The organism is Pseudomonas sp. ICMP 3272 (genome assembly GCF_001466905.1).
GTDB classification, from domain to species: Bacteria; Pseudomonadota; Gammaproteobacteria; order Pseudomonadales; family Pseudomonadaceae; genus Aquipseudomonas; species Aquipseudomonas amygdali.
On sequence record NZ_LKEK01000084.1, the window covers coordinates 1 to 12,490 of the forward strand.

Annotated in this window: 12 protein-coding genes; 1 reads left to right on the forward strand and 11 read right to left on the reverse strand. The window is 59.5% G+C overall.

Going from position 1 to position 12,490, the window contains the following annotated elements; all coding sequences use genetic code 11:
• Positions 1–255: 255 nt before the first annotated feature.
• The 10 genes from AO068_RS22130 to AO068_RS22175 form a co-directional block, all read right to left on the reverse strand.
• A complete protein-coding gene (locus AO068_RS22130; protein ID WP_029241083.1) occupies positions 256–951 on the reverse strand; it encodes a PqiC family protein in 696 nt (231 codons plus the stop codon).
• Between the two features lie 183 nt (positions 952–1,134).
• On the reverse strand, positions 1,135–3,390 hold the full coding sequence (gene parC / locus AO068_RS22135; RefSeq protein ID WP_005778869.1) for a DNA topoisomerase IV subunit A: 2,256 nt from the start codon (positions 3,388–3,390) through the stop codon (positions 1,135–1,137).
• Between the two features lie 10 nt (positions 3,391–3,400).
• A complete protein-coding gene (locus AO068_RS22140; protein ID WP_058409455.1) occupies positions 3,401–3,934 on the reverse strand; it encodes a retropepsin-like aspartic protease family protein in 534 nt (177 codons plus the stop codon).
• A complete protein-coding gene (locus AO068_RS22145; protein ID WP_011167551.1) occupies positions 3,931–4,908 on the reverse strand; it encodes an esterase-like activity of phytase family protein in 978 nt (325 codons plus the stop codon). Before AO068_RS22145 ends, AO068_RS22140 begins: the two co-directional genes overlap by 4 nt.
• Positions 4,905–6,809: a DNA topoisomerase IV subunit B gene (parE, locus tag AO068_RS22150; protein WP_002551799.1), complete on the reverse strand. Its 1,905-nt coding sequence runs from the start codon at positions 6,807–6,809 to the stop codon at positions 4,905–4,907. The genes AO068_RS22145 and parE overlap by 4 nt, the downstream gene beginning before the upstream one ends.
• A 76-nt stretch (positions 6,810–6,885) precedes the next feature.
• Entirely contained in the window at positions 6,886–7,503 is a 618-nt protein-coding gene (locus AO068_RS22155; protein WP_058409456.1) for a YqiA/YcfP family alpha/beta fold hydrolase, read from the reverse strand.
• An 88-nt stretch (positions 7,504–7,591) separates the two neighbouring features.
• A complete protein-coding gene (gene cpdA / locus AO068_RS22160; protein ID WP_080395090.1) occupies positions 7,592–8,398 on the reverse strand; it encodes a 3',5'-cyclic-AMP phosphodiesterase in 807 nt (268 codons plus the stop codon).
• An 87-nt stretch (positions 8,399–8,485) separates the two neighbouring features.
• Positions 8,486–8,860 carry a hypothetical protein gene (locus AO068_RS22165; RefSeq protein ID WP_058409458.1) on the reverse strand — a complete coding sequence of 125 codons (375 nt, stop codon included), beginning with the start codon at positions 8,858–8,860 and terminating at the stop codon, positions 8,486–8,488.
• A gap of 197 nt (positions 8,861–9,057) precedes the next feature.
• A complete protein-coding gene (locus AO068_RS22170; protein ID WP_002551796.1) occupies positions 9,058–9,510 on the reverse strand; it encodes a DUF1249 domain-containing protein in 453 nt (150 codons plus the stop codon).
• Positions 9,501–10,118 (reverse strand): NUDIX domain-containing protein, encoded by a 618-nt coding sequence (locus tag AO068_RS22175; protein ID WP_002551795.1) that lies wholly within the window; start codon positions 10,116–10,118, stop codon positions 9,501–9,503. The genes AO068_RS22170 and AO068_RS22175 overlap by 10 nt, the downstream gene beginning before the upstream one ends.
• A gap of 207 nt (positions 10,119–10,325) precedes the next feature.
• On the opposite strand from AO068_RS22175, the gene AO068_RS22180 reads away from it, so the two are divergent.
• On the forward strand, positions 10,326–11,072 hold the full coding sequence (locus tag AO068_RS22180) for an RsiV family protein (protein WP_004654549.1): 747 nt from the start codon (positions 10,326–10,328) through the stop codon (positions 11,070–11,072).
• Here the strand turns inward: AO068_RS22180 and cytX are convergent.
• Positions 11,041–12,330 (reverse strand): putative hydroxymethylpyrimidine transporter CytX, encoded by a 1,290-nt coding sequence (gene cytX, locus AO068_RS22185; RefSeq protein ID WP_058409459.1) that lies wholly within the window; start codon positions 12,328–12,330, stop codon positions 11,041–11,043. The two genes, AO068_RS22180 and cytX, sit on opposite strands and share 32 nt — an antisense overlap.
• Between the last annotated feature and the right edge of the window lie 160 nt (positions 12,331–12,490).

Sequence of the window (12,490 nt, forward strand, 5' to 3'; positions counted from 1 at the left end):
CACCATCGTGCCCATGCTCCGCGTGGGCATGCCGTTCTGGACGCTCTGCGTCCGATCCTGACCGCACTGGAGCATTTGGAACGATAGGTGTTCGCAAGATCACTATCGTGCCCATGCTCCGCGTGGGCATGCCGTTCTGGACGCTCTGCGTCCTATCCTGACCGTGCAAAGCGTCAGGAATGTCGAGGTGTGAGAAGCGAGGATTCGCGTCCAACAAAAAGCCCGCATCGCTGCGGGCTTTTTGTTGGACCAATCCTAGAAGCGGAACACTTCAAGGTCGGTGCGTATGGGCGAGGCCATTGGAATTCTTGGTTTGTCAGGCTCTTTGGCCTTGGCAACCGGGGGCTTTTTCGGTTCTTCGATCGGCTGCCAGGAAATCGGCTTGATCGCAGTGCTGACCTGATCGGCCAGGCGTTGCAACAGCATGCCCTGGGCCTTGACCTGGTCGGCGGAGCTGCCGGCATGGACCTGTTCCAGGTGGACCAGTCGACTGTCACGAACATGGCCTTTACGGTCCAGAAGACGCCATTGCGCATCCAGAACGGCAGGCTGTTTGGCACCGGAGTCCAGACGGGTGATCGACAGTACGACCTGAACGTCCGGTGTGAAGTTGGCAACCGCAGGCGCCATGACGACACGCTGGCTGTCCAGCTTCCAGGCCAGCTGGCGCAAAAGCAGCTGGTCGATGTCGGAAGACAGATTGCCCGCCCAGCGCCCGTCAGGCGATGCGGTCAAGGTGCCGTCAGGCTGGCGTTGCAGCAGGGTTTCGCGTTGCAGATAGTCGGCCACCGAAACAGGACCCAGCAATACTGCCAGACCACTACTCTGTTTCGGCTGACCAGGCTCACCGCTATCGAGCTGATAAAGCGCGGTCGGCTGGCGCACACTGCAACCAGCCAGACCCAAAACGCCAGTCATCAGCAGGATCAGGGGAAGGCGTAGAAAATTCATCATCCCATCCAGGTGGCCGCCCCGAGGCAGGCCACAGTATAAGTACTTTCAAGACCCATGCAGGCACTGAGCCACGCATGCACCCCAAGACCCCATATCATCCGTGAATATGCATCATGACTCCAGCGATTATGCATCGTACTTCATGGCAAAACGAAGAACGCTGGTGCCAGATCAATGTTTTCAGCTATTTTCCACCAATAACGCGTCTACGCGCTGGAAGCCTCTTGGCAATTTATTGCCACGTCGGCCGCGTTCCCCCTTGTAATGTTCAAGGTCTTCAGGTTTAAGCGACAGCGTTCGCTTGCCCGCCTGGAGAACCAGCGTCGCGCCCTGCGCGATCACCGCCAGATCGGTCACATATTCTTCTCGGCTGGCTACCCGCTCACCCGGAATACCGATGATCTTGTTGCCTTTGCCTTTGCCCAACTGCGGCAAATCGCTGATCTTGAACACCAGCAGACGGCCTTCAGTGGTCACCGCTGCCAGCCAGTTCTGCTCACGGTCGGGCACCGGCCGAGGCAAGATGACTTTTGCCCCGTTCGGCAAGCTCAGCAACGCCTTGCCCGCCTTGTTCTTGGCCTGCAGGTCTTCGCCTTTGACGACAAACCCATAACCGGCATCCGAAGCGATCACATACAGCGCGTCATCTTCAGGCATCAATACGCACTCGAACGTCGCACCCGGTGGCGGTTGCAGCTTGCCGGTCAACGGCTCGCCCTGGCCTCGTGCAGATGGCAGGGTGTGTGCAGCCACCGAATAGCTGCGCCCGGTCGAGTCGATGAACACGGCGAACTGATTCGAGCGGCCGATGGACGACGTCTTGAAACCATCCCCTGCCTTGTAGGAAAGCCCGGTGGCATCGATATCGTGGCCTTTGGCGCAACGCACCCAGCCTTTTTCCGAGAGCACGACAGTTACCGGCTCGGTGGGCATCAATTCGTTTTCAGACAGCGCCTTGGCTTCGGCACGGGCAACAATCGGCGAGCGGCGATCATCGCCATAGGTTTCGGCGTCGGCGATCAGTTCGGCACGGACCAGCTTGCGCAACTTGGACTCACTGCCCAGCAGCGCCAGAAGCTTGGCCTGCTCTTTGCGCAGGGCTTCCTGCTCGCTGCGCAGCTTCATCTCTTCCAGACGCGCCAACTGACGCAGACGGGTATCGAGGATGTAGTCTGCCTGGATTTCCGACAGGCCAAAGCGTGCAATCAGCTCCGCCTTGGGATGTTCGGCGGTGCGGATGATGTGAATCACTTCATCCAGGTTCAGGTAAGCCGTGAGCAAACCGTCCAACAGGTGCAGACGATGCTCGACCTTGTCCAGACGAAACTGCAGACGACGCCGCACAGTACCGATGCGGAACGTCAGCCATTCGCCGAGCAGTGTCTTGAGGTTCTTGAGCTGCGGCTTGCCGTCCAGACCGATGATGTTGATGTTCACCCGATAGCTGGATTCCAGCTCGGTGGTCGCGAACAGATGCTGCATCAACTCGTCCAGCTCAACCCGGTTGGAGCGCGGAATGATCACGATACGACAAGGGTTTTCGTGGTCAGACTCGTCACGCAGGTCGGCAACCATCGGCAGCTTCTTGGCCTGCATCTGCGCGGCGATCTGCTCCAGCACCTTGGCACCGGATACCTGATGCGGCAGTGAAGTCACGACAATGTCGCCATCTTCAATGCGGTACACGGCCCGCATGCGCACCGAACCGCGCCCGGTCTCGTAGATTTTCAGCAGGTCGGCACGCGGCGTGATGATTTCCGCTTCGGTCGGATAGTCCGGCCCCAGAATGTGCTCGCACAGTTCCGGAACCGTGGCCTTGGGGTCGTCCAGCAGATGAACGCAGGCGCTTGCGACTTCGCGCAGGTTGTGCGGCGGCACGTCGGTGGCCATACCGACGGCAATGCCGGTGGTGCCATTGAGCAGGATATTCGGCAAACGCGCCGGCAGCACGGCCGGTTCGTCCAGTGTGCCGTCAAAGTTCGGCACCCAGTCAGCCGTGCCCTGGCCCAGTTCACTGAGCAGGACTTCGGAATAGCGCGACAGACGCGCCTCGGTGTAACGCATGGCCGCGAAGGATTTGGGATCATCCGGCGCACCCCAGTTACCCTGCCCGTCCACCAGCGTGTAGCGGTAGCTGAATGGCTGAGCCATCAGCACCATCGCTTCGTAGCAGGCCGAGTCGCCGTGCGGGTGGAATTTACCGAGTACGTCGCCGACGGTACGCGCCGATTTCTTGTGCTTGGCGTCAGCCCCAAGGCCCAGTTCGCTCATCGCGTAGATGATGCGCCGCTGAACAGGCTTCAGGCCGTCCCCGATATGCGGCAAGGCACGGTCCATGATCACGTACATGGAGTAGTTGAGGTAGGCCTGTTCGGTGAAGTCAGCCAGTGATCGGCGTTCTACACCATCCAGGCTGAGGTCAAGGGAGTCGCTCATGCGGGCCTCATTATTTCGTTGACTGGCGCAGCAGCAAGTTGCCGCCACGCTGTGTGAATTCAAGTTGTTTCATGGCGCTCATGCCCAGCAGCACCTGCTCACCGTCCAGACCGGGTGCTACCAGAGCACGCACATTGGTCAGGACAATATCGCCCAGTTGCAAGCGGTCGAGCGTGGTCCGAAAACCCTGGCTGTTGCCATTGGCCGTGCTGACTGTGACCGCAAAGCCGCGTTTCAGGCCCAGGCTGTCAGCCATATCACCGGGTACAGCCACGTCGGTCGCCCCGGTGTCGATCATGAACTCTACCGTCCGGCCGTTGATCTGGCCGGTACTGACAAAGTGCCCATGACGATTACCCGCCAGTTGCACTTCGATGTATCCGTCACCGTGTTGCGAAGCAACCACCGTATTAGGGTTCTGCTGCTTGTCTTCCCAACTGCCGAAAAAGCGCGTCGCCAGAAACAGGCCAGCAGCCCAGGCCACGATCATTAATATCTTGCCAGCGCGCTTGCCGGGTTGCGGTTGATTCGCGGGCTGGCTCACTGACCGGCGCTCCAGCCCGCTTCAGGCGCAGCGAACCGCCAGACAATCGGGCGTTTTTCACCATCGGCGCGCGCACCGAAGTTATTGTCGATGCCGATCCACGCGCCCTTCTCGTCCACGACCAGCGCCTCGGTCAGGCCGTAGGGCTGATCATAACGACGCGAAGGCACCATCGCTTCCTTGGCGAACGACCAGCAACGTTCGATCTGCCCGGTCTCAAGCCCACGCCGACAGATGCGATAGGCCGCACGTTCGAGCGTGAACAGCTTGCCGTTGTAGAGCGACAGATCGGAAAAGTCCGTAGACACGGTCTTGTGCCCCTGTTCTGCGGGCAGCAGGTCTTTACCGTCTTCGGACAGCAGCACGCAGCTTTGCCCGCAGCTCCATTGTTCCTTGTCGCGCTGCACAGCCAGCAGCCCGCGCTTCTCGCGCTCGGCGGCCAGCCAGATGCGGTCGCCAGAGGCGTTCACGGCAATCCCTTCGAAAATCGCATTGAAGTGTTGCAACATGCCCTGGCCGCGCGCCTGTTCTATCAGTGCCTGCGGCAAGTCCAGCCAGAACGGTGCACCACTGACCGGAACCTTGAGCACCGTGCCATAGGCCTCGCTGACCAGATAACGGTTACCGGCTGCATCACAACTCACGCCTTCGAAATCCAGATCACCACCACGCACCAACGCGGAAAGGCCTGCCAGCGAACGCAGCTTGAGCGGCAGATAGCTGTGCGGCGCAGGTGCGTCAATGCGGTGTGCTTCTGCCTTCCATGTGTTTTGCGACACATCGAGGCTGTACAGCACATTGTCGTCACGGTCGGAAACGGTCCACAACTGGCCATTGCACATGGCCAGACCCGACAGATTGCCGCCGACCATGTCGTCTACCGGGTGCTCGGATTGCAGTTTCAGGACCTCAAGCGGCGCGGCGAAAACCGGCGCGGCAACCAGGGTCAGGGCGGCGAGCCAGGCTCGTATCAAGTCAGGACCTCGGCGAGGTTGCCCTTCGATTCAAGCCAGGACTTGCGATCACCTGCACGCTTCTTCGCCAGCAACATGTCCATCATTTCCGACGTGGCAGCGAAATCATCCAGCGTGAGCTGCACCAGACGCCGCGTGTTCGGGTCCATGGTGGTTTCGCGCAGTTGCGGCGGGTTCATTTCACCCAGGCCCTTGAATCGGGTGACCTGTGGTTTGCCCCGTTTCTTTTCAGCCACCAGACGGTCGAGAATTCCGTCGCGCTCGCTTTCGTCCAGCGCGTAGTAGATTTCCTTGCCAAGGTCGATCCGGTACAGCGGCGGCATGGCCACATACACATGCCCGGCGTCGACCAGCGGGCGGAAGTGCTGGACGAACAACGCACACAGCAAGGTGGCGATGTGCAGACCATCCGAGTCGGCGTCGGCGAGAATGCAGATCTTGCCGTAACGCAACTGGCTGATATCCGCCGCGCCCGGATCAACCCCGATGGCAACCGCGATGTTGTGCACTTCCTGGCTGGCGAGCACTTCGCCGCCATCAACTTCCCAGGTGTTCAGAATCTTGCCGCGCAGGGGCAGGATGGCCTGGAATTCCTTGTCCCGTGCCTGCTTGGCCGAACCGCCGGCGGAATCACCTTCGACCAGAAACAGCTCGGAGCGCGCCGGGTCCTGTCCGGCACAGTCAGCCAGCTTGCCCGGCAGTGCGGGGCCTTGGGTAATGCGCTTGCGTTCGACCTTCTTGCTGGCCTTGAGGCGACGACCGGCGTTGTTGATCGCCAGGTCAGCCAGTTGCAGGCCCAGCTCCGAGTGGGTATTGAGCCACAGACTGAAAGCGTCCTTGACCACGCCGGAAACGAACGCCGCCGCTTCGCGGGAAGACAGCCTCTCTTTGGTCTGCCCGGAAAACTGCGGTTCCTGCATTTTCATCGAAAGGACGAAGGCAATTCGCTCCCAGACGTCTTCCGGTGCCAGCTTGACGCCCCGCGGCAACAGGTTGCGGAACTCGCAGAACTCGCGCATCGCATCCAGCAAGCCCTGGCGCAAGCCGTTCACATGGGTGCCGCCCTGCGCCGTGGGGATCAGGTTGACGTAGCTTTCCTGAACGCTGTCGCCACCTTCGGGCAGCCAGAGCAACGCCCAGTCGACCGCTTCCTTGTTACCAGCGAAGCTGCCGCAGAACGGTTCGTCCGGCAGTCGCAGGAAGTCGCTGACCGAATCCTGCAGATACGAGCGCAAGCCGTCTTCGTAATGCCACTCGACTTTTTCGTTAGTGGACTTGTCTTCAAAGCTGACCAGCAGGCCCGGGCACAGAACCGCCTTGGCCTTGAGCACGTGCTTGAGGCGGCTGACCGAGAACTTGGGGGTATCGAAATACTTCGGATCGGGCGCGAAATAGACGCTGGTCCCGGTATTGCGCTTGCCGACAGTGCCGATAACCGCCAGCTCGGTGGCCTTATAGCCGTCAGCGAAGGTCATTTCGTATTCGTTGCCATCGCGCTTGACCCGCACCCGAACCTGAGTGGAAAGCGCGTTGACCACGGAAATCCCTACGCCGTGCAGGCCGCCGGAGAACTGGTAGTTCTTGTTGGAGAACTTGCCACCCGCATGCAGCTTGGTGAGGATCAGCTCGACGCCGGACACACCTTCTTCCGGGTGAATGTCCACCGGCATGCCGCGGCCGTCGTCGGACACCTCAAGCGAGTTGTCGGCATGAAGGATGACCTGTACCGAGCGCGCGTGACCAGCCAGAGCTTCGTCGACACTGTTGTCGATGACTTCCTGAGCCAGGTGGTTGGGCCGCGAGGTGTCGGTGTACATGCCCGGACGTTTGCGAACCGGATCGAGGCCCGAGAGGACTTCGATGGCGTCTGCGTTATAAGAGCTAGCGCTGGGATTGGCCATGGGTTCTCGTTATCAATCTTTCATGGAGTTTCGGGGGTTCAATGTTCTTGCATTCAGCAGGCCGGGCATCAATCGCCTATAGCGCCGACAGGTCGATCTGCTGCAGCAGATCGGGGGCAAACCCGGCAAAGCTCAACAACGCGGGCATTTGCTCGGCAAAACCCTGAAAACTGTGATCGCCACCCGCCTGAATGCGCAACGCACAGGCCCGGTAAAACTTCTCGGCGCGGCGATAATCAAGGGTCTCGTCACCGGTTTGCAACCACACCTGAAACTGCTGCGGGTCCTGGGGAGCAGGAACCTCCAGCTCGGCCAGCGCCTGAATATGGTCTTCGGTCAACTGCCACTGCTCGCCGGTGTACAGGTTCTGCTGCACGCCGAGAAACCCGTCAAACAGCTGATGCGGGTTGACTGCCGGGTTGATCAGCACCGCCTTGAGGCCATGCTGCTGCGCCAAATGAGTCGCATAGTAGCCGCCGAGCGAGCTGCCGACCAGTAATGGCCGTCCCAGCTCCTTTATAGCGGTTTCAAGCTGCCCCATAGCCTGACGCGGATGGTGATGCAGTTCAGGGACTTGCAGACGATCAGCCAGACCCAACGACTTCATCAGCGCGGCCAACTGACAGGCCTTTCTCGACAGGGCCGAGCTGTTCAAGCCATGAATGTATAGCAATGAAGGTGTGTCGCTCGTCACGCTGTCGCTCCCGAGTGCAAGGCAAAGCCGTGTAGTTTACAGGGACTTACGCTACAACACCTCACTGGAAACGTGTCCGCCCGCTCATTCAGTAGCCGGTGCCGCCGTAATCGACTTCGAATTCCATGCCGACCACTCTGGAAACAGCGGTTTCCAGCCGTCCGTCGTAATGCAGACGCAACCAGCGATAACCCGGCGCCGTGGTGTCCACCTTGAAATCGGCACTGCCCGGCGCGAACTGAATGCAGGTCGAAGGCGACGCCAGCAGGCGCACGCCGTTACGCATCTGGTCAAACTCCTGATGCACATGCCCCCACAATACGGCCCGAACCTGCGGGAATCGATCCAGCACCGCAAACAACGCATCGGCATTGCGCAAGCCGATGGGTGCCATCCATTCACAGCCGATGGCCACCGGGTGGTGGTGCAGGCAGACCAGATGATGCCGGTCAGGCGCTTCGCTCAATGACTGCTCCAGCAACTGCAATTGCCCAGCGGCCAGAAACCCCGGCACCGAACCGGGCACTGCCGAATCCAGCAGCGTCACCCGCCACTGGCCGATGTTGATGATCGGATCAAGCAGCCCTTCAGCCTGTGCCACATGCTCCATCTGCGGCAACTCATCATGATTACCGGCAAACCAGCGCGCGGGCGCGGCGATCTGCGTACTTATCCGGCGAAACGCTTCGTAAGACTCGACGCTGCCATCCTGGGAGATATCCCCGCTGGCCACCACAAGATCAATATGTGGCTGCTCGGCTAGGACCAGATCAACGACTTTTTCCAGACTGTTCCGCGTGCTCATGCCCAGCAACGCCCCATCCGCCTCGGCGAACAGGTGGCTGTCGGATATCTGCACCAGCAAAACTGACGATGAAGGGGCTGCGCTTGGCAAGACCGTCTCCCAGAGAGGATTCAGCGCGATTATGTGATGTGGCAGCGGGCGGGTAAACCGGGAATGTGAGCGCAAACGAGCATTTGGTCACATTTGCTGATTCGCTCGGCGCTTGAGCACAATTGAAGCAATAAGTCCGGTCGACACCATGCCCGCCAGTCCCGCACCCAAGAGATAGCTCAGCACCCGCTCATAAGGCATTCCAGGCCAGAGATATCCCGCCAACAAAAGCTCCAGGACAACGCCAAGAATCATTCCTGCCAGTCCAGCCAGATGAACGATCCACGGCATGAGCCTCAAAGACAGAATACCGATGACCACTCCGGTAATGGCCGTATATAGAAAGTGTTCCCAACGCAGAGCGCTGCCTGTCAGGGTTATCAGTTCGAGATAACTGAGAAGGCTGAGGGTGATTCCCGAGAAGCACGCTAACAGACATCGTGGGGTGCCTAAGTCACTCATTCGTTATACCTGCAAATAAATTCAGGTCGAATGTAAGGCATGTGGTTTCAAATCCAAGTTGCCGGGGGATTTTCAGAACCCCCCTACAAGACTGGAGCCTGCGCACTGTCAGCTGACGTCACTTGTCGGTCAATCCGGTGTGGGAGAAATACAGGGCGAAGCCAAGGAGCAGTAGCGCGATAACAATTGAAGAGGGGTTAACGCACTGCCTCAAACTCATGCCCACACGCCAGGCAATGACTCAGCCACTCGCCCAGAAACAAATTGAGCTGGGCTTTTTCGTCCGGCTGGTGCATGTCGGCGTTGGGGTAGGGATAGATCCCGCGAAAGCGCCGCGCATGCTCGGCGCCGATGACTTCGGCCATGCGTGCGTCGTGGTATACCTGAACCTCGAGCACCGGCACCGGCAGCCATGGCAGGCTGTGTTCCTGGCGGACTTGCAGGGTGGTGGTGTACGGGCAGTCGAGCAATACCTCGACGGCCAGTACGCCCAGCATCTGGTCACCCTGTGTAACGGCGACGCGGCGTGAGCGCTGTTCGTTACGCATGTCGGGCAGCAGGCGCATCAGGCGCGCGTAGTTGGCCTCACACGCAGCCTGCAGTCCGGCAAGGTCGACACGGTAGCGCTCGCGCAATAGATTCACGACCATAAACCCCTTATCTCCGCACGATTCAGCGCCAGCCATTGCAAGGCGATGATCGTCGACGCGTTTTTGATTGTTCCGTCTTTCATCGCCTGCATTGCGTCATCGAATGACCAGACCGTGACCCGGATGTCTTCGCCTTCGGACTCAAGCCCGTGAATTCCGCCTGCCCCCTCACTGCTGCACTGCCCCAGGTACAAGTGAACAAACTCATTACTGCCACCCGGAGAAGGAAAGTATTTGGTGATGGGCCAAAGCGAGCGGAACACCAGTCCAGCTTCCTCCTCTGCCTCGCGATGAGCAACTTCTTCCGGCTGCTCATCCTTGTCGATCAGCCCGGCGACCAGTTCGATCAGCCACGGGTTGCTGGTCTTTTCCATGGCCCCCACGCGAAACTGCTCGATGAGCACCACTTCGTCGCGCTTGGCATCGTAAGGCAGTACGCAAACCGCATCGTGGCGAACGAAAAGCTCGCGGCTGATTTCCTTGCTCATGCCACCTGCGAACAGTTCGTGGCGCACATGCAGCTTGTCCAGCCTATAGAAGCCCTTGAAGCAGTTTTCACGCTGTATGGTTTCAAAAGCGCTTGGTGCAGATCGTGTGGTCTGGGTCATGGGTTTCTCGCTTGCCGCCGTTTTTGACATCGGGCCATCCTAACGCGCATCGACGTTAAGATGCAGCCCCCTTGAAGATGCAGGGTAGACGGCCGGGACTTAAAACAATTCTAATCTGCCATGATCGAACCGAAGACGTTGTTTACAGTCCAACCAGCCTGCATACGCACAACGCAACCGCCTTTACTGACACTGCCAAGGATCAACATGTCGTTATTGAGGATCACTTCACTGGCTTGCCTGGCCCTGTTGCTCGGCGCCTGCCAAAGCCTCTTCACGCCCAACATGCGCACACCGCTGCAAGTCCAGCGCGATGCCTCCGAGCTGATCAAGCCAGGCTGCACCACGGCGGACTGCCCGCTGGTGAACATCGATACTGTGCATTTTCCCGATGAGCCGCGACTGGACGCCATCGTTCAGAAGACCTTGCTGCAACTGACCGTTGCTGACAGCAGCGCCTCGCCGCCTGCGTCTATCAAAGCCTATCAGGAGCAGTTCCTGAGCCAGGCCCAGGGCCGCAACAGCAGTTATCTGCAAGCCAAGGTACGCGAACAGCATGACGGTATCGTGGTTGTCGAACTGTCCAGCTACCTGGATACCGGTGGTGCCCACGGCAACCCCGGCCGGGCGTTCATCAACTATTCGCGTCAGCAGCAGAAAGTTCTGACCCTGGCCGACATGATCATTCCGGGCAAGGAAAGCGAATTCTGGCAGAAGGCCCAACTGGCCCACCAGGGCTGGCTGGTCTCGACCAAGATGAATGAAGACAGCGAGTTCATGAAGACCTGGCCGTTCAAGCGCACGCCACACATCGCGCTGACCTACGGCGCGGTGATCCTCAAGTACTCGGTGGATACCATCGCGCCGTATTCGATGGGCCACATCGAGCTGAAGATTCCTTACCCTCAGCTCAATGGCATCCTCAAGCCGGAACTGTTCCCCGGTCGCGGTTGATTGCACCGCCGATCAACAGCTGCAACACGCCAGCGACAACGAGCGCTGGCAGTGTTGCACCGACATTCGGGTAAAAGCCAGCCAGCAGGTGATAGGTGCTGAGCCCGCCCAGCCACGCCAGCAGACTCATCCAGCGCAAACCGCCCTCTACTACCTGACCACTGCGACGACGCAGGATGAAATGGTCGACCAGCACCACACCGAACAGCGGCGCAAACACCGAGCCGATCAGCAGCAGGAAGTTCTGGTATTGGGCCAGCGGTGCCAGACAGGCGATCAGCGTGCAGATCACGCCGATGATCAATGCCAAATGCTCGACCTTGATGCGTGACAGCAAAGCACTCGATACCGCCGCCGAATGAATATCGGCGAACGCATTTTCCGTCTCATCCAGCAGAATCAGCAGCAGCGGGATACCCAGACCTGCGCCGGCCAGTGCCAGCAGCAAGGCATTGACCTCACCGCTAGGCGCGAACGCCAACGTATAGGCAACGCCCAGACTCATCAGCCAGAAGTTGCCAATGAAAAAGCCTGCAGCCGTGCCGCCGAAGACACTTTTCGCACGTTGGCCGAAGCGCGAGTAGTCGGCAATGAGCGGCAGCCAGGACAGCGGCATGGCGATGGCAATGTCGAACCCCGAAGCAAACGGCAGCGAACCGTCGCCGGATGTCGCCCACAGCGCTGACAGATCAGCCTTGCTCAGCAGGTTCCAGGTCAGCCATGAACACGCGGCCAGCAGTATCCAGATCCCCCACTTGCGCAAGAATCGGCGCACGAAGGTCAATGGCCCGCTGATCGCCAGCAGAGTGGCCAGCGCTCCGAAAAACAGTGTCCAGAGCAGCGGACTGGTCCACAGACTGCCCTGCGAAAAAGCCCGATCGCCCAGCAGACTGGCAGCATCGCGCATGACGATGATCTCGAACGAACCCCAGCCGATCAGTTGCAGCAGGTTCAACACTGCGGGCAGCGATGCGCCTTTGCTGCCCAGGCTGAGTTTGAGGGCTGCCATTGAAGACAAACCGGTGTCACTGCCGATCACGCCGACACTGGCGAGCAGTAAAACGCCCACCAGCGTGCCGAGGAAAATCGCCAGCATCGAGCCGGACATGCCCAGCCCCGGCGCCAGCAAGGCCCCGGTTTGCAGCACCATCAAACCGATGCCGAGGGAAAACCACAGGGAAAACAGATCCCGCCCACCGAATACCCGCTGGCTGGCGGGTACAGGGGTGTCGGGAGAATAGGTGCCAGGTGTGTTCACGTTGGTGTCTCGTGTGGGGTGTTGATCGGTGATTCGGGATCGGACACGGAGCTTCCAGAACAGCGCTACCACGCAGAGCGTGGGATCATCGCAATTATCGTGCGGCGCTCTGCGTCGCATGACGTTCTGGACGCTCCGCGTCCTCTTGACGACGCAGAGC

Excerpts from the sequence above, each read along its gene's own strand:
- AO068_RS22130 (WP_029241083.1), bottom strand. The coding sequence starts at position 951 with ATGAATTTTCTACGCCTTCCCCTGATCCTGCTGATGACTGGCGTTTTG.
- parC (WP_005778869.1), bottom strand. The coding sequence starts at position 3,390 with ATGAGCGACTCCCTTGACCTCAGCCTGGATGGTGTAGAACGCCGATCA.
- parE (WP_002551799.1), bottom strand. The coding sequence starts at position 6,809 with ATGGCCAATCCCAGCGCTAGCTCTTATAACGCAGACGCCATCGAAGTC.
- AO068_RS22165 (WP_058409458.1), bottom strand. The coding sequence starts at position 8,860 with ATGAGTGACTTAGGCACCCCACGATGTCTGTTAGCGTGCTTCTCGGGA.
- AO068_RS22170 (WP_002551796.1), bottom strand. The coding sequence starts at position 9,510 with ATGGTCGTGAATCTATTGCGCGAGCGCTACCGTGTCGACCTTGCCGGA.
- AO068_RS22175 (WP_002551795.1), bottom strand. The coding sequence starts at position 10,118 with ATGACCCAGACCACACGATCTGCACCAAGCGCTTTTGAAACCATACAG.
- AO068_RS22180 (WP_004654549.1), top strand. The coding sequence starts at position 10,326 with ATGTCGTTATTGAGGATCACTTCACTGGCTTGCCTGGCCCTGTTGCTC.